The sequence below is a fragment of the Sphingomonas chungangi genome (assembly GCF_013778325.1).
Classification (GTDB): domain Bacteria; phylum Pseudomonadota; class Alphaproteobacteria; order Sphingomonadales; family Sphingomonadaceae; genus Solisphingomonas; species Solisphingomonas chungangi.
This window is the reverse complement of record NZ_JACEIB010000001.1, coordinates 163,186-178,718: the sequence shown is the minus strand read 5'-3', so window position 1 is coordinate 178,718 and position 15,533 is coordinate 163,186. Positions and strand designations below refer to the sequence as shown.

General features: G+C 67.6%; 15 protein-coding genes. 6 read left to right on the top strand and 9 right to left on the bottom strand.

Annotated elements, in window-relative coordinates; genetic code table 11:
- The 4 genes from HZF05_RS00820 to HZF05_RS00805 all read right to left on the bottom strand — a co-directional run bounded on the left by HZF05_RS00820 (position 1) and on the right by HZF05_RS00805 (position 2,945).
- Positions 1 to 1,437 carry an NAD-dependent succinate-semialdehyde dehydrogenase gene (locus tag HZF05_RS00820; protein WP_220129647.1) on the bottom strand — a complete coding sequence of 479 codons (1,437 nt, stop codon included), beginning with the start codon at positions 1,435 to 1,437 and terminating at the stop codon, positions 1 to 3.
- A 76-nt stretch (positions 1,438 to 1,513) separates the two neighbouring features.
- A complete protein-coding gene (locus HZF05_RS00815; protein WP_160364732.1) occupies positions 1,514 to 1,801 on the bottom strand; it encodes a 4a-hydroxytetrahydrobiopterin dehydratase in 288 nt (95 codons plus the stop codon).
- A complete protein-coding gene (gene gloB, locus HZF05_RS00810; protein ID WP_160364731.1) occupies positions 1,798 to 2,523 on the bottom strand; it encodes a hydroxyacylglutathione hydrolase in 726 nt (241 codons plus the stop codon). The genes HZF05_RS00815 and gloB overlap by 4 nt, the downstream gene beginning before the upstream one ends.
- A 5-nt stretch (positions 2,524 to 2,528) precedes the next feature.
- Entirely contained in the window at positions 2,529 to 2,945 is a 417-nt protein-coding gene (locus HZF05_RS00805) for a VOC family protein (RefSeq protein WP_160364730.1), read from the bottom strand.
- A gap of 98 nt (positions 2,946 to 3,043) precedes the next feature.
- Between HZF05_RS00805 and HZF05_RS00800 the strand changes: the two genes are divergently transcribed.
- Positions 3,044 to 3,496, top strand: a complete 453-nt coding sequence (locus tag HZF05_RS00800; RefSeq protein WP_160365214.1) for a MaoC family dehydratase — start codon at positions 3,044 to 3,046, stop codon at positions 3,494 to 3,496.
- The gene (locus HZF05_RS00795) at positions 3,493 to 4,344 is read left to right on the top strand and encodes an HpcH/HpaI aldolase/citrate lyase family protein (RefSeq protein ID WP_160364729.1); all 852 of its coding nucleotides are present in this window, start codon (positions 3,493 to 3,495) and stop codon (positions 4,342 to 4,344) included. The genes HZF05_RS00800 and HZF05_RS00795 overlap by 4 nt, the downstream gene beginning before the upstream one ends.
- A 62-nt stretch (positions 4,345 to 4,406) precedes the next feature.
- Here the strand turns inward: HZF05_RS00795 and HZF05_RS00790 are convergent, their stop codons facing one another.
- The gene (locus HZF05_RS00790; protein ID WP_160364728.1) at positions 4,407 to 5,345 is read right to left on the bottom strand and encodes an NAD(P)H-dependent flavin oxidoreductase; all 939 of its coding nucleotides are present in this window, start codon (positions 5,343 to 5,345) and stop codon (positions 4,407 to 4,409) included.
- Between the two features lie 272 nt (positions 5,346 to 5,617).
- Positions 5,618 to 6,058: a MarR family winged helix-turn-helix transcriptional regulator gene (locus HZF05_RS00785; protein WP_246331446.1), complete on the bottom strand. Its 441-nt coding sequence runs from the start codon at positions 6,056 to 6,058 to the stop codon at positions 5,618 to 5,620.
- A gap of 107 nt (positions 6,059 to 6,165) precedes the next feature.
- On the opposite strand from HZF05_RS00785, the gene HZF05_RS00780 reads away from it, so the two are divergent.
- Genes HZF05_RS00780 through HZF05_RS00770 form a run of 3 tightly spaced genes read left to right on the top strand, consistent with a single transcriptional unit; the run spans position 6,166 to position 10,341 of the window.
- Positions 6,166 to 7,305: an HlyD family secretion protein gene (locus tag HZF05_RS00780; RefSeq protein ID WP_160364726.1), complete on the top strand. Its 1,140-nt coding sequence runs from the start codon at positions 6,166 to 6,168 to the stop codon at positions 7,303 to 7,305.
- A complete protein-coding gene (locus tag HZF05_RS00775; RefSeq protein ID WP_160364725.1) occupies positions 7,302 to 8,879 on the top strand; it encodes a DHA2 family efflux MFS transporter permease subunit in 1,578 nt (525 codons plus the stop codon). The genes HZF05_RS00780 and HZF05_RS00775 overlap by 4 nt, the downstream gene beginning before the upstream one ends.
- Before the next feature lies 1 nt (position 8,880).
- Positions 8,881 to 10,341, top strand: coding sequence for an efflux transporter outer membrane subunit (locus HZF05_RS00770; protein ID WP_160364724.1), 1,461 nt, complete (start codon positions 8,881 to 8,883; stop codon positions 10,339 to 10,341).
- Between the two features lie 6 nt (positions 10,342 to 10,347).
- Here HZF05_RS00770 and HZF05_RS00765 read toward each other — a convergent pair whose 3' ends face one another.
- The 3 genes from HZF05_RS00765 to HZF05_RS00755 are packed head-to-tail and all read right to left on the bottom strand — an operon-like array spanning position 10,348 to position 14,514.
- Positions 10,348 to 11,832: an efflux transporter outer membrane subunit gene (locus tag HZF05_RS00765; protein WP_160364723.1), complete on the bottom strand. Its 1,485-nt coding sequence runs from the start codon at positions 11,830 to 11,832 to the stop codon at positions 10,348 to 10,350.
- A gap of 4 nt (positions 11,833 to 11,836) precedes the next feature.
- Positions 11,837 to 13,363, bottom strand: coding sequence for a DHA2 family efflux MFS transporter permease subunit (locus HZF05_RS00760; protein ID WP_160364722.1), 1,527 nt, complete (start codon positions 13,361 to 13,363; stop codon positions 11,837 to 11,839).
- On the bottom strand, positions 13,360 to 14,514 hold the full coding sequence (locus HZF05_RS00755) for an HlyD family secretion protein (protein WP_160365213.1): 1,155 nt from the start codon (positions 14,512 to 14,514) through the stop codon (positions 13,360 to 13,362). Before HZF05_RS00755 ends, HZF05_RS00760 begins: the two co-directional genes overlap by 4 nt.
- 113 nt (positions 14,515 to 14,627) lie before the next feature.
- Between HZF05_RS00755 and HZF05_RS00750 the strand changes: the two genes are divergently transcribed.
- A complete protein-coding gene (locus HZF05_RS00750) occupies positions 14,628 to 15,530 on the top strand; it encodes a LysR family transcriptional regulator (RefSeq protein WP_181638761.1) in 903 nt (300 codons plus the stop codon).
- Positions 15,531 to 15,533 lie beyond the last annotated feature (3 nt).

The window sequence follows — 15,533 nt, the reverse complement described above, 5'->3', positions numbered from 1 at the left end:
TCAGACGTAAGCCTGGGTCACGAACTTGGCGACCAGATAGGGCTCAAGCGCGTCGGCGCCGCCCTCGGTGCCGTAGCCCGAATCCTTGACGCCGCCGAACGGCACTTCGGGCAGCGCGAGGCCGAGATGGTTGATCGTGATCATCCCGGTCTCGACCCGATCACCCAGCGCCTGGATCGTCTTCGGTGAGCGTGCGTAGGCATAAGCGGCAAGGCCGTAGGGCAGGCGGTTGGCCTCCGTGATCGCCTCCTCCTCGGTGGCGAAACGATTGATGATCGCGACCGGGCCGAACGGTTCCTCGTTCATGATCCGCGCCCCGCTCGGCACGTCGGTCAGCACCGTCGGCTCGAAGAAGTTGCCGCGGTTGCCGATGCGGTTGCCGCCGGTCAGCAGCTTTCCGCCGCGCTCCACCGCGTCTCGGATCAGCGCCTCAACCGCCGGGATGCGGCGATCGTTGGCGAGCGGGCCCATCTGCGTGCCCTGTTCCATGCCGTCGCCCACCTTCACCGTCTTGATCGTCTCCACGAAGGTCTCGACGAAGGGATCGAAGGCGTCGTTCTGGATCATGAAGCGGGTGGGGGACACGCAGACCTGCCCGGCGTTGCGCGTCTTGAACATCGCCATCGTCTTCGCGGTCGCGGCGATGTCGGCATCCTCGAACACAATCACCGGGGCGTGGCCGCCCAGCTCCATCGTGGCGCGCTTCATATGCTGGCCGGCGAGCGCGGCGAGCTGTTTGCCGACGGGCGTGGAGCCGGTGAAGCTCATCTTGCGGATCACCGGATGGGCGATCAGATAGGACGAAATCTCCGCCGGCTCGCCATAGACGAGCTGGACGACGCCCGCCGGCACGCCGGCATCGTGGAAGGCGCGGAACAGCTCGGCGCAGGAGGCCGGCGTCTCCTCCGGCCCCTTGACGATGATGGAGCAGCCCGACGCGAGCGCGGCCGAGACCTTGCGCACCGCCTGGTTGATCGGGAAGTTCCACGGCGTGAAGGCTGCGACCGGGCCGACCGGCTCCTTCACTACCAGCTGGTGCACGCCCGGCGCACGGGCCGGGATTATCCGGCCATAGGCGCGTCTGCCTTCGTCGGCGAACCAGTCGATGATGTCGGCGGCGGCCATCGCCTCGGCCTTCGCATCGGCAAGCGGCTTGCCCTGCTCGGCAGTCATCAGCGGGGCGATCGCCTCGGCCCGCTCGCGCATCAGCTCGGCGGCCTTGCGCATGATCTTGGCGCGATCGAAGGGCGAGGTGGCGCGCCATTCGGCGAAACCTCTCTGCGTCGCTTCCAGCGCGCGATCGAGATCGGCGATGCCGGCCTTGGCGAGGCTGCCGATCCGTTCGCCGGTCGCCGGATTGACCACGGCGATCGTGGCACCGGCCGCGGCGGCCGCCCATGCGCCGTCGATGAAGAGCTGGGTGTCGCTATAGCTCATGGTCATCCTTCAGGGAGAGGGTGAGGCAGCGGCTAGATAGAGCGCAGCGTACCGAGAACAAGACGCTCGACGTGCCCTAGATCAGTGCGTCGATCGCGCGCGCCAGATCGACGTCCCGCCGCGAAAGGCCGCCGGCATCGTGCGTGGTCAGCAAGATCTCGACGCGGTTGTAGAGGTTCGACCATTCAGGATGGTGATCCGCCTTCTCGGCGAGGAGTGCCACGCGCGTCATGAAGCCGAACGCCTCGACGAAATCGGCAAAGGCGAATTTACGCGTGATTCCGTCGCGGCCCTCGTCCACCGCCCATTCGGGCAGGGTGGGCAGCAGCTCGGATCGTTCGGCGGGGGTCAGCTTGGCGATCATTTGAAGACATCCTTCGCGGCCCGGCGCTCCGCCAGCTGTTCGGGCGAGGCGGCGCGCATGAACGGGTTGGTGGCGCGCTCGGCACCGATGGTGGAGGGCAATGTCGGCACGCCTTTCGCGCGCAGTACCTCGGCGTCGGCTAGCGCCTGTTTTGCCTCACCGTTGTCCGGCTCGGCCGCCACCGCATAGCGCCCGTTGGCGACGGTATATTCGTGGCCGCAGGCAACGCGTGTTTCCGGCGGCAGCGCCGCCAGCTTGCGCATGGCGGCGAACATGTCGGCAGCCGAGCCCTCGAACAGCCGTCCGCAGCCCATCGCGAACAGGGTGTCGCCTGTAAAGACAATCTCGAGGCCAGGCATGTGGATCGCGATGTGGCCAGACGTGTGCGCGCCGACCGCGATCGCCACGCCCTCATGCGCGCCGATCCGCACCGTGTCGCCCTCGCCGATCACCCGATCGAGCGTCGGGATGCGGCCCTCTTCATACGGGCCGGTGATGACGGCGCCGGTCGCCGCCTTGATGTCGGCATTGCCGCCGACATGATCGGAATGCCAGTGCGTGTTCCACACTTGCGTGATCCGCCAGCCCCGCGCCTCGACCGCCGCCAGCACCGGCGGCGCCTCGCCGGGATCGACCGCCACCGTCTCGCCGCTCGCATCGTCGTGGAGCAGCCAGACGTAATTGTCGCTGAGCGCGGGCACGGGGATGAGCGCGGTCGCCATGCGGCTCACCAGCTGCCGGTGTTGGGCATCGACGCCCAGGGCTCGGCCGGCGGCAGCCGGTCGCCGGCCTGCAACAGCTCGATCGAGATGTTATCGGGCGTGCGAACGAAGGCCATATGGCCGTCGCGCGGCGGGCGGTTGATGGTGACGCCCGCGTCCATCAGCTTGCCGCAGAGATCGTAGATATTCTCCACGCGATAGGCGAGATGGCCGAAATTGCGGCCGCCGGCATAGCCCGTCTCGTCCCAATTGTGGGTCAGCTCCACCTCGGCCGCCTCGTCGCCGGGCGCGGCGAGATAGATCAGGGTGAAACGCCCCTGCTCGCTGTCGTAGCGCTTCGTCTCCCGGAGGCCGAGCAGCCCGAAGAAACGGATCGTCGCCTCGGGATCGGAGACGCGGATCATCGTATGGAGATATTTCATGGCGGGGAGATAGGCGACCGACGGCGTGATAACCAGTGGTGGATGACTCCTCCGGGCCGATCGCCTATGCCCTGCCCCCCGACGCAGAGGGACACGACATGGCCGGCCGCTTTTTCAACGAATGGACCGTGGGCGACCGGATCGAGCACCCGATCCGCCGCACCGTCACCGAGACGGACAATCTGCTCTTCTCGACGATGACGCACAATCCGCAGCCGCTGCACATCGATCTGGAAGCGGCGAAAGCCAGCGAGTTCGGCCAGATCCTCGTCAACGGCACTTTTACCTTCGCGCTGATGGTGGGGCTGTCGGTGGGCGAGACGACGCTGGGCACGCTGGTCGCCAATCTCGGCTACGACAAACTGGTGATGCCGAAGCCGGTGTTCATTGGCGACACCATGCGCGCCACGTCCGAGGTGATCGAGCTCAAGGAGAGCAAGTCGCGCCCCTCGGCGGGCATCGTCACCTTCGCCCACGAACTGATCAACCAGCGCGACGAGGTGGTGTGCCGTTGCACCCGCTCGGCCCTGCTCCAAAGGAGGCCCGCATGAAGCTCCGTTCGCTGCTCTTCGTACCCGGCGACCGCCCCGAACGGATGGAGAAGGCGCTGGGCCTCGGCGCCGACGCGCTGATTCTCGATCTGGAGGATTCGGTGGCGCTCTCCGCCAAGCCGGAGGCGCGCAAGGCCGTCGCCGAATTCCTCGGCAAGACGGAGGATCGGGCTGTCCGGCTGTTCGTGCGGCTCAATCCGATCGGATCGGGACAGGTCGATGCCGATCTCGGCGCCGTCGCATCGGGCAAGCCCGACGGCATCGTGCTGCCCAAGGCGGAAGGCGCCACATCGATCGACGCGATCGCAGCCCGCATGGCGGCGCGCGGGCTGTTCGCGCCGATCCTGCCGATCGCGAGCGAGACGCCGGCCGCGATCTTCCAGCTCGGCAACTACAAGTCGGCGGCGCATCGCATGTGCGGCATGACCTGGGGCGCGGAGGACCTGCCCGCCGCGATCGGCGCGACGACATCGCGCGAGGAGGATGGTCGCTACACGCCGCCCTACGAGGTGGCGCGCTCGCTCACCCTGTTCGGCGCGCACGCCGCCGGCGTGCCGGCGATCGAGACGGTGTTCCCCGCCTTCCGCGACGTGGACGGCCTGACCCGATATGCCGCCCGCGCGGCGCGCGACGGGTTCACCGGCATGATGGCGATCCACCCCTCGCAGGTGGAGCCGATCAATGCCGCATTCACTCCACCAGCCGAAGCGGTGGCGCATGCCCGCGCGGTGGTCGCGGCGTTCGCGGCGAATCCCGATGCCGGCGCGCTCCAGCTCGACGGCAGCATGATCGACGCGCCGCATCTGAAGCAGGCCCAGCGCCTGCTCGAGCGCGTCGGGGAAGGCTGAGCGACACTTTCACCCCGGGGTTTTCGGCATCTCGGCCTTGCCCCATGTCGGCGTCGGTCGGTTCAGCCCATCAGCCGGGCCAGCGCCGTGCGATATTCCTGCGTCAGCCGCTCGACCAGCTTGGCCGCGGGCAACACCGCATGCACCGCGCCGATCCCCTGCCCGCAACCCCAGATGTCGCGCCACGCCTTCGCCCCGCCGGACACCGCCGCGCCGAAATCCATCTTGGACGGATCCGCCTCGGGAAGGTGATCGGGGTCCATGCCGGCCGCGACGATGCTGGGCTTCAGATAGTTGCCGTGCACGCCCGTGAAGAGGTTCGAATAGACGATGTCCTCGCCCTTGCTGTCGACGATCATCTGCTTGTAGGCATCGACCGCATGCGCCTCCTCGGTCGCGATGAAGGCCGATCCGATATAGGCGAGATCCGCGCCCATCACCCGCGCCGCCGCGATCGCGCCGCCGGTGGCGATCGCGCCCGAAAGCGCGAGCGGCCCGTCGAACCATTCGCGGATTTCCTGCACCAGTGCGAAGGGGGAGAGCGTGCCGGCATGGCCGCCGGCGCCAGTGGCGACCGCGATCAACCCGTCCGCCCCCTTCTCGATCGCCTTGCGGGCGAACATGTCGTTGATGATGTCGTGCAGGACGATGCCGCCATAGCTGTGGATCGCCTCGTTCACGTCCGGCCGCGCGCCGAGGGAGGTGATGACGATCGGCACCTCGTACTTCACGCACAGAGCCAGATCCTCTTCCAGCCGCGCGTTGCTGCGATGGACGATCAGATTGACCGCGAAGGGCGCGTCCTGCGGGGTGAGCTCCGCATTCAGGCGGACCAGCCAGTCCTCGAACACGCCCGAGGGCCGCGCGTTGAGCGAAGGGAAGGAGCCGACCACGCCTGCCCGGCATTGCGCGATGACGAGTTCGAGCTGCGAGATGATGAACATGGGCGATGCGATGGCGGGGATCGTCAGGCGGCCGTCGAGCAACGCGGGCATGGTCATGGGTTCATCTCCCGAAGATTTGAGTGGCGCTTGAGCATAGTTGCATCACGGGCGGAAGAGGCTGGAAGCGACCGCCTGCCACGCTACCTTGCCTCTCCGGAGGCCGGACGTCGAATGCCGTAGCGTCCGCGGGGACGTCGCCCGCCGCCAAATTTTTGCGCCGCCCGCCGGCCACAGGACCGAAATCGCGAGCGACCGCTCAGGGAGGCTGCGCGCCTCACGGAGCGCAAGCTGGACGCCGGACGGCGATCTCGACAGCTTTGACTCGAAACTTAGCCGCCGAGCTCGAGCAGGCGGGCGTTGAGCTTGCCGACGACGCGAACGATCTCGTCGCACTCCTCGGCGCTCAGCACCCCGAAGACGCTCTGCATATATTCGAGGCGGGAGCCTTCCGCGGCCTCCACGGCCTTCTCCCCGGCCGGCGTCAGCGAGATACGCTTGGCACGGCGATCCTCGGGATCGGGATCACGGCGGACCAATCCGTCCCGCTCCAGCGCGTCGATTGCCTCGGTCACCGTGCGCGGTGCATAGCCGAAGGACGACGCAAGATCGATCGATCGCAACGAGCCCGACAGCGACACGAGCTTCAGAATGCGCGCACGCGCGAACGAAGCGCCCTGTGCCGTCATGATCCGATCGATCAGCCGGTGCGAGCGCTGGTAAAAATCGCGCATCGCGTCGCCCGCACGATCATAATCCGCCTGGTCTGCCAATCTGCCCGCCATATCTTGAGGGACCATAACAAGAGGGGTTGCCATATTGCGGCTTTCGGTGCAAGGGCGCGTTTTGACGCGCTGCAGCGTTGGCTCAGGGAAAGCGCATGGCCGAAACCGAACCCCAGCAACCATCCGTCCGGCCGAAACGGGGCCTGAGCCCGCGCGCCAGGATCGTGCTCGGCATAGTGGCGCTGGTCGTGGTGGTCGCGCTGGCGGTCTGGTTTGTCCACTACGAGACGCGCGGCAAGTATCTCGAAAGCACCGACGACGCCTACATCCGCGCCGATTCGGTAACGGTGAGCCCCAAGGTCACGGGCTATGTCGATCAGGTCTTCGTCGCCGACAACCAGGACGTGAAGGCCGGCCAGCCGCTCGTCCGCATCGACGCACGCGACTACAAGGCGCAGACCGCGCAATATCAGGCGCAGATCGACGTCGCCAAGGCCAATGCCGACAATGTCCGCGCCGGCATCCGCGAGCAGCAGGCTGCGATCGACCAGGCCCGCGCCCAGCTTGCCTCCTCGCAGGCGGATGCGCGCTTCGCGGCCGGCGAGGTGGCGCGCTACGCCCCGCTCGCCGCCAGCGGAGCGGAAACGCGGGAAAAGCTCGCCTCGCTGCGCAACCAGGCCACCCAGGCGGCCAAGACCGCGGCCTCCAATTCCGCCGCGCTGGAGAGCGCCGAGCGCCACGTCGCCTCGCTGCAGGCGCAGGTCCGCCAGGCCGAGGCGCAGGGCGAGGCCGCCAAGGCGCAGCTTGCCGCCGCCGACGTCGATCTCGGCTCGACCGTCGTGAAGGCCTCGGTCGACGGGCGAGTCGGCGACAAGAGCGTGCGCGTCGGCCAATATGTCAGCCAAGGCACGCGGATGATGTCGGTGGTGCCGCTCAGGGCGATCTACATCACCGCCAATTTCAAGGAAACGCAGATGGGGCTGATGCGCGACGGCCAGCCCGTCCACATCAAGGTCGACGCGCTGCCAGGCGTCGAACTGGACGGCCATGTCGAGAGCGTGTCGCCCGGCACAGGCGCGCAATTCTCGCTGATCCCGCCGCAGAACGCGACCGGCAACTTCACCAAGATCGTCCAGCGCGTCCCGGTGCGCGTCGCCATCGACGCGGGGCCGGACGCGCGGCGCGTGCTCGTTCCCGGCCTATCGGTGGAAGTGACGGTCGACACGATCGGCGCCAAGGGCGACGTCGCGCGAATCAAGGATCAGGAAAAGGCGCGGAAGCAGGACGGCCAGTGAGCGCCGACGCGCCCGCTCAACCCGGTCCGGTCCCGCCCGGTCACGCGCCGCCGGCCCGCGCCGACGCGGCGGCGTGGCTGGCGGTCGCGGCGGGCACGCTCGGGGCGCTGATGGCGACGCTCGACATCTCGATCGTCAACTCGTCGCTGCCCACCATCCAGGGCGAGATCGGCGCCAGCGGCTCCGAAGGCACTTGGATCTCGACCGCCTATCTGGTCGCCGAGATCGTGATCATCCCGCTGTCCGGCTGGCTGGAGCGGTTGTTCGGACTGCGCACCTTCCTGTTGATCGCGACGACGCTGTTCGTCAGCTTCTCGATGGTCTGCGGTTTCTCGAACACACTGCCGATGATGATCATCGGGCGGGTCGGCCAGGGCTTCACCGGGGGCGCGCTGATCCCGACCGCGATGACGATCATCGCCACCCGGCTGCCGCGCGAGCAGCAACCGATCGGCAACGCCGCCTTCGGCGCCACTGCGATCATGGGGCCGGTGGTCGGCCCGGTTGTCGGCGGCTGGCTGACCGAGAATGTCAGCTGGCACTACGCCTTCTTCATCAACCTGCCGGTCGGCATCACGCTGCTGACCCTGCTGATCGTCGCGATGCCGCACCAGCGCCCGAAATGGGACCTTCTGCGCCAGGCCGACTGGTGCGGCATAGCCGGCCTCGCCATGGGGCTGGGCGCGATGACCGTGGTGCTGGAGGAAGGCCAGCGCGAGCAATGGTTCTCGTCATCCGAAATACGCTGGCTGACGCTCGTCTCGGTGATGGGCTTCGCATTGCTTTTCCTCGGCCAGGCGACGGCGAACAAGCCCGTCATCCGCCTGAGGCTGCTGCTCGACCGGCAGTTCGGCTCGGTCGTGGTGATGGTGACCGCGGTCGGCATGGTGATGTACGGCACCTCCTACGTGATCCCGCAATTCCTCGCCGGCATCGCCGGCTACAATTCGCTGCAGTCCGGTGAAGTGGTGCTGCTTTCCGGCTTGCCGATGATGCTGATGATGCCGGTGACGCCCTGGCTGGTCCGAAACGTCGATATCCGGATCGCCGTCACTTTCGGCATGAGCATGCTGGCCTTGTCGGCGTGGCTCGAAACAGACCTCACCTCGTTGTCCACCGGCACCGCCTTCGCCGATTCCCAACTGATACGCGGCGTCGGCAGCGTGTTCAGCATGATGTTCATGAACCAGGCCGCGATCCGATCGGTCGGCCCCGATCAGGCAAGCGACGCATCCGGCCTCTACAACACTGCGCGCAACCTCGGCGGCAGCCTCGCACTCGCCACGATCGGCGTGATCCAGGATCATCGCATCTGGCTGCACAGCCGCCGGATCGAGGAGAGCCTGTCTGCCAACTCGGACACCGTGCAGGCCTACATGCAACAGCAGTCCGCCTCGCTCGGCGGCAGCGACGCAGCCTATCAGTCGCTCGGCGGGCTCATCCAGACACAGGCGCTGACCATGACCTATGCGGACCTGTTCTGGCTGCTGACCGTCGCGATCATCTGCGTGACGCCGCTTGCCTTGTTCCTGCGGCCGCTGCCGAAGAACCAGCCGATGTCGATGGGTCATTGAGATGAAGACGATCCGCCCCGCTTCCGCCCTCGTCGTATCGGCGCTGCTCGCCGGCTGCACGGTGGGCCCGAACTATTCCGGCCCCCCGGTCGCCGCACCCAAGGCTGCGAAGGCGCCCGCCTTCGTGCGTGCCGGGGATGCGCCCGTGGCCGCGACGCCGCCCGTCGCGCGGTGGTGGGAGTCGCTGAACGACACCACCCTGACGGCGCTGGAAAATCGCGCGCTATCTGCCAATCCGGATCTCGCCGCCGCCGAGGCGAAGCTGCGGCAGGCCCGCGCGTCCCTGCGAGAGCAGAAGGCCAATCTGCTGCCCAAGGGCAGCGCCAGCGCACTTTACGCCCATGCCCGCTTCCCCGGCCTCGATCTCGGAAGCTCCGACAGCGGCAGCGGGCAGGGCGGCAGCGGCAGCGTGTCCGATATCGATCTGTACAATCTCGGCTTCGACGCGAGCTGGGAGGTCGATATCTTCGGTGGCCAGCGCCGTGCGATCGAGGCGGCGCGCGCCACGGCGGAGGGCGCGGAAGCCAGCCTCGCCGACGCGCAGGTGAGCCTCACCGCAGAAGTCGCCCAAGCCTACATCAATGTTCGCGACCGGCAGCGTCGCATCGCGCTCAACCAGCAATCGATCGCGATGCAGGAGCAGATGCTGGCGCTGACCCGGCAGCGCTTCGAGCGCGGCACCGCCTCGCGCCTCGACGTCGAGCGGCTGAGCCAGCAGCTCGACAGCACCCGCGCCGACGTGACCCCACTCCATGCCGAGCTGGACGCCTATCTCGACGAGCTGGCGACGCTGACCGGCGACGAGCCCGGCGCGCTCGACGCCACGATGGCGACGCCCGCGCCACTCCCCCTGCCCCCGGCCGAAGTCGCGATCGGCGATCCGGCGGGTCTGCTCCAGCGCCGGCCGGATATTCGCGCCGCCGAACGAATGCTCGCCGCCGACACCGCCAAGATCGGCCAGGCCAAGGCGGCCGAGTTTCCGAGCCTTTCGTTCATGGGGATCATCGGCATCGGCGGCACCAGCCCTGCCGACCTGACTAAGCTGGACGATTTCACTGCACTGCTGGCGCCCCAGCTCAGCTGGAGCTTCCTCGATTTCGGACGCAACGCCGCCAAGGTGAAGCAGGCTGAGGGCGTGCGCGACGAGGCGGAGGCCAAATATCGCTCCGCCGTCCTCGCCGCGCTGCGCGATGCCGAGGATTCGCTCTCGCAATTCCGCAACCGGCGCGGCACGGTGGCGACGCTGGCCCGCGCCAAGGCCTCGGCGGACGAGACGCTGGCGCTATCCCGCCAGCGCTACGCGGCGGGCACGTCGACGTTGATCGATCTTCTCGATGCCGAGCGGCAGCAGGTGGAGGCTGAGCAGAATCTGTCGATCGCCGAGGCCGGCCTCTCCGGCGATTTCGTCACGATCCAGAAGGCGTTGGGACTGGGCTGGGGGGCAACCGAAGCTCCGCGATAAGCGGTATCAGCCAAGGCCTTTTCCAGCCTGTTCTGAGGGCTTTGCCGGTATGTGCCCGGACCATCCCCCCGCTGTCGCCACGTAAAGCCGAGCGATATTGAGATACTGCCGGGTTTGCGCGAGGACCAGATCGGTGTTGGCGCGCTGATACAGGCGCTCCGAATCGAGCACTTGCAGCACGCCGCTGTTGCCGACCTGGAAGCTGCGACGCGACAAGGCAAGCGAGCGCTGCGCGACGGTGACCGACTCCCGCTGGTTGCTCACCGATCGCGCGTCGCTCTGCAACGCGGAGAGCAGGTCCGCCACCTGCCCGAAGGCGTCGAGCACGGTCTGCTGGTAGGTCGCCGCCGCCGCGTGCGCGCGATCGACCGCCGCCGCGCGCTCGGCCTTCAAGGTGCCGCCGTGGAAGATCGGCGCGGCGAGGCCCGCGAAGATGTCGTATCCGCGAAAGGCGTTCTTGAGCAGGTTGCCGGCCGAGGGCGTGCCCTGCTCCAGCGTCGCGCCGAGCGTGATGTCCGGATAGAGCTTCGCGGTGGCGACGCCGATCGCGGCGGTAGCGGCGTGCAGATCAGCCTCGGCCTGCAGGATATCGGGCCGCTTGTGGACCAGCGCCGACGGCAGCGTCACCGGCACGCTTGTCGGCAGGGTCAGCGTCTCCAGCCGGAGATCGGTCGGCCCGAGATCGGCGGGCGCGATGCCCACCAGGGTCGCCAGCAGATGCCGCGCCTCGTCATATTGCTGGCGAAGCTGCGGGATGTCGCCGCGATCGGCAGTGAACTGCGCCTGGGCGTTGAGCACCTCGACCATCGTGCCTTCGCCCGCCTGCTGTCGCTTGGTGACGAGATCGACGTTGCGCTGATCGTCGGCGAGCAGGGCATCGGCCACATCGATCTGCCTGGCGATCGCGGCAATGGTCAGCACCTGGCCGACCACCCGCCCGGCGACGGCGAGCCGCGCGGCCTCCGCCTGTCGGCGCTGCGATTCCGCCTGGGCGAAGCCCTGCTCCTCCTGCCGGCGCAGGCCGCCGAACAGATCGAGATCGTAACTGATCCCGCCGCCCACCGAATAGAGGTGAAATTCCGGATTCGCGATCGACACGCCGCCGATGCCGGAGAAGCCGAAGGACTGTAGATTGACCTCCTCCTGCTCGACTCGGGCATTGGCGTCGACCTGCGGCAGACGGCGCCCGGCGATCGCCCGCGCCTCGGCATCGGAGGCACGCAGCGTCGCATCTGCCGCTGCGAGGCCGTAATTGTGGGCAAGCGCCTGCTCCACCAGCGCATTCAGATCGGCCGAACCGAAGGTTTCCCACCAGCGGCCTTCCGGCCCGACGCCGAGATCGGCCGCGGGCTCCGCAGGGGCCGCCGCGCGCGCCTCGCTGGTCGGCCGATAGGTGGTGGTGCGCGGCGCGGGCGGCTGCTCGAAATTCGGGCCGACGGTGCAGCCGGCGAGCGCAGTCAGCCCGAGCAGGAGAGGGATGATTCGTCTCAAGGGATCATTCCATGTGTATCTGCTGATCGGGCGTCATCGCGGTGCGCGGTGCGCGCAGCAGCAGCACGAGCGGCATCCCCATCAACGTCACGATGAAGAGCAGCCAATAGACGTCGACATAGGAGACCATCGCCGCCTGCCGGTCGATCTGCCCGTTCATCGCCGCCACCGCCACGGGATTGTGGAAGTCGAAGCCCGGCACCGCACGTCCCAGCACCGGATTGTCGGGGCGGATATTCTCGACCAGCCGCGAATGGACCGAGGCCGAGGCGCGGACCGAAAGGATCTGCAGGATCGAGATGCCCGCCGCCGCGCCGACGTTGCGCACCAGCGTGAACATCGCGGTGCCCTGGTTCCGCAGCTTGGACGACAGCGTGCCGAAGGACAGGAGCGACAGCGACACGAAAATCATGCCCGATCCCATGCCCTGCAGGAAGCCGCTGATGACGAGCAGCCGCGCATCCATGCCCAGCGATAGGCCACTCATCTGGAAAAGCGAGAAAGCGGCCAGCAGAAAACCGACGGTCATCACCAGGCGGGGATCGAATCGCTTGAGAGTATAGCCCGACGTGCCCATCGTGATCATCGAGCCGATGCCGCGCGGCGCAGTCACGATGCCGGTCAGCACCACCGGATAGCCCATCAGCCGCTCCAGCATCGACGGGATCAGCGCGAGCGTGCCGAACAGCATGATTACGAGCAGGAAGCCAATGAGGCAGCCCAAGATGTAATTGCGGTTCTCGAACAGGGCGACGTCGAGGAAAGGCCGTTCCGCCGTCAGGATATGGACGACGAAGAGATAGCCGAAGAAAAGAATGCCGCCGGCATAGATGCAGATCTCGGTCGAACTGAACCAATCCTGTGTCTGTCCGCGATCGAGGAGCAGCTGCAGGCAGGCGACTGCCAATCCCAGCATGCCGAACCCGAACAGATCGAAAGGCCGGGGCTCGGCCTGCGGTTGGCTGGTCATGAAAGCCGAGACGCCGAGCGCGGCGATGATGCCGAACGGCAGGTTGATGAAGAACACCCAGCGCCAGGTGAAGCTCTCGGTGAGCCACCCACCCACCGTTGGCCCGAGGATCGGCCCGAGCAGAGCCGCCATGCTCCATAGGCCCATCGCCTGCGCCTGCTCGCCCGGAGGCGCCATGTCGAGCATCGTCGCTTGGCTCATCGGCTGCAGCGAAGCGCCGAACACGCCCTGCAGCAGGCGGAAGAGCACGATCTCCTGCAGATTGGTGGCGAGGCCGCAGAGGCCTGACGCCGCCGTGAAGCCGATGATCGACCAGACCAGCACCGTCTTGCGCCCCAGCCGGTCCGCCAGCCACCCGGTCAGTGGCGTCACGATCGCGGCGGCGACGATGTAGGAGGTCAGCACCCAGCTGATCTCGTCCGCCGAGGCCGCGACGCTGCCCTGAATGTGCGGCAGGGCGACGTTCGCGATGGTGGTGTCGAGCGAGTTCATCATCGCCGCGAGCATCACCGAGACGGTGATCGCGCGGCGGGCGCCCGCCGAGGGGATGATGCCGGTCATCGGCCGGCGGGCGGCGTGCCGGTCGCGCTCCCGAACAGATGGCGGCGATGCCCGGTGTCCACCGTCACCTCGACGCTGAGCCCCGCATGGAGCGGCACGTCGGCCGGCGGATTGTCGATATCGAGTTCGACCGGCAGGCGCTGGACGACCTTCACCCAATTGCCCGTGGCGTTCTCCGGCGGCAGCAGCGCAAAGCTGTTGCCGGTGCCGGGGCTGAAGCTCACGACATGGCCGGTGAGCTTCAGATCGGGAAAGGCATCGACCTCGACCGTCGCCTGCTGGCCGATGCGCATGTGATCGAGCTGGCTTTCCTTGAAGTTGGCCTCGATCCAGATGCGCGTGCCGGCCAGCGTGAACACCGGCTTGGCGGCCGCCACATAATCGCCGACCTGCAGCTGATCGACCTTGGTGACAATTCCGTCCTGCTTGGCGCGCACGACGGTGTAGGACAGATCGAGCCGCGCCCGGTCCAACGCCGCCTGCGCCCGCTTGATCGCCGGCTGGGTTTCGATCGGGCCATCGACCCGGCCGGAGAGCGTGGCGGCGACGCTGGCATTCTTCTGGCGGCTGGTCTCGATCCCCTGCGCGGCCGTCTGCGCGGCAAGCCGCGCCTGATCATATTGCGCCTGGCTGGAAATACCTTCGGCGAGCAGCGCCTTCTGGCGGGCCGCCTCTCGCTCGGCATAGGCGAGTTGATCCTGCGCGGCCTTCAACTCGGCCTGACCTTGCGCATAATTGGCCTGGAGCGACGAGACCTGCGTGCGGGCGTCGGCGAGCGCCGCCTCCGCCTCGTCGACCGTCGCCTGAAAGGGCGCGGGATCGATGCGGAACAGCACCTGCCCCGCCTTGACACGCTGGTTGTCGTGGACCTCGACCGCGATCACCTGTCCGCTGACGTTCGCCGCAACGGCACCCAGGCCGGACTGGAAATAGGCGTTGTCGGTCGTCTCGTACCGGCCGCCGTGCAGATAGACGAACAGCACAAAGATCAGCGCGGCGATGGGCGCGGCGATCAGCAGAGGCCCGCGCATGCGCTGGCGGCGGGTGCGGGTAGGGGCTGCCGGCATCGGCTCCGCCGCTGCGATCGGTGCCGCGATCATCTCGGCAGGCGCATCCACCTCATGGTCCCCCGACCGATCGTCCAAAGCCATCGAATCCATGCCGTCCCCTGCGGGGTATTCCGCACCGCACCAAATAGTTGATGTCCCTCATAACCCTGCGGCACCATAAATCCAATGACATTCCGTCAAATGCAGTATGAACGATGCTCATGGAGATCGACCTCAACCTGCTGCGTGTCTTCGACACGCTCATGGAGCTGCGCAGCGTCACGCGCGCGGCGGATCGGCTCGGCCTCACCCAGTCCGCCGTCAGTCATGCGCTGGGGCGATTGCGGCAGGCGCTCGACGATCCCCTGTTCGTGCGCGGCGCGCAGGGGCTCCAGCCCACCGCCCGTGCCGCCGAAATGGCCGGCGGCGTGCGCGAGGGCCTGCGCCGGATCAGCCAGACGCTGGCGCCCGCCCATTTCACCGCGCGGGACAACGGCCGACGCTTCTCTCTGGCGGCGGGGACCTATTTCTGCATGCTGCTGATCCCCGCGCTCGTCGAGCACATGCGGATCGAGGCGCCGGCCGTATCGCTGCGTATCGTTCCGGTTTCCGACCAGTTGGTCGCTGCACTCGATCGGGGCGATGTCGATCTCGCCTTCGGCACCTTCGCGCGCGCGCCGGGGCGCTTCGTGATCGAGCCGCTGTTCGAGGACGAGATGGTCTGGATTGCGGCGCGCGGCAGCGCCGAGGCGCGTCGCCCGTTCGATGCGGCGCGCGTCGCCGCTTTGCCCCGCGTCTCGATCGTCGCGCGGGGACCGTTCGATGCCTCACCTCCGGGCGGCGGCGATGAACGGCTGATCGGCGGCTATGCCGATGCCGCCGCCGGGCTGGAGGAAACGACGATCGTCTACGATTCCTACACCGCCGTCACACTCGTGGCGGCGACCGACATGGTCGCGATCGTGCCCCGGCGCCTCGCCGAGCGCTCCGCCGATTCAGTGGTCGCGCTCGGCCCGGGCGGCGAGCGGTCGCTCCAGATCGCGATGCTGTGGCATGCCCGCCACCGCGCGGACCCCGCCTTCGAATGGCTGAGAGGCGTGATCCGCGGGCTGGTTTGAGGA

Bases quoted from the DNA above. Each gene is read 5' to 3' on its own strand.
- HZF05_RS00790 (WP_160364728.1), bottom strand. From the start codon at position 5,345: ATGACCATGCCCGCGTTGCTCGACGGCCGCCTGACGATCCCCGCCATC.
- HZF05_RS00760 (WP_160364722.1), bottom strand. From the start codon at position 13,363: ATGACCGGCATCATCCCCTCGGCGGGCGCCCGCCGCGCGATCACCGTC.
- HZF05_RS00770 (WP_160364724.1), top strand. From the start codon at position 8,881: ATGAAGACGATCCGCCCCGCTTCCGCCCTCGTCGTATCGGCGCTGCTC.
- HZF05_RS00815 (WP_160364732.1), bottom strand. From the start codon at position 1,801: ATGATCGCCAAGCTGACCCCCGCCGAACGATCCGAGCTGCTGCCCACC.
- HZF05_RS00755 (WP_160365213.1), bottom strand. From the start codon at position 14,514: ATGGCTTTGGACGATCGGTCGGGGGACCATGAGGTGGATGCGCCTGCC.
- HZF05_RS00780 (WP_160364726.1), top strand. From the start codon at position 6,166: ATGGCCGAAACCGAACCCCAGCAACCATCCGTCCGGCCGAAACGGGGC.
- HZF05_RS00750 (WP_181638761.1), top strand. From the start codon at position 14,628: ATGCTCATGGAGATCGACCTCAACCTGCTGCGTGTCTTCGACACGCTC.
- HZF05_RS00820 (WP_220129647.1), bottom strand. From the start codon at position 1,437: ATGAGCTATAGCGACACCCAGCTCTTCATCGACGGCGCATGGGCGGCC.
- HZF05_RS00800 (WP_160365214.1), top strand. From the start codon at position 3,044: ATGGCCGGCCGCTTTTTCAACGAATGGACCGTGGGCGACCGGATCGAG.
- HZF05_RS00805 (WP_160364730.1), bottom strand. From the start codon at position 2,945: ATGAAATATCTCCATACGATGATCCGCGTCTCCGATCCCGAGGCGACG.
- HZF05_RS00795 (WP_160364729.1), top strand. From the start codon at position 3,493: ATGAAGCTCCGTTCGCTGCTCTTCGTACCCGGCGACCGCCCCGAACGG.
- gloB (WP_160364731.1), bottom strand. From the start codon at position 2,523: ATGGCGACCGCGCTCATCCCCGTGCCCGCGCTCAGCGACAATTACGTC.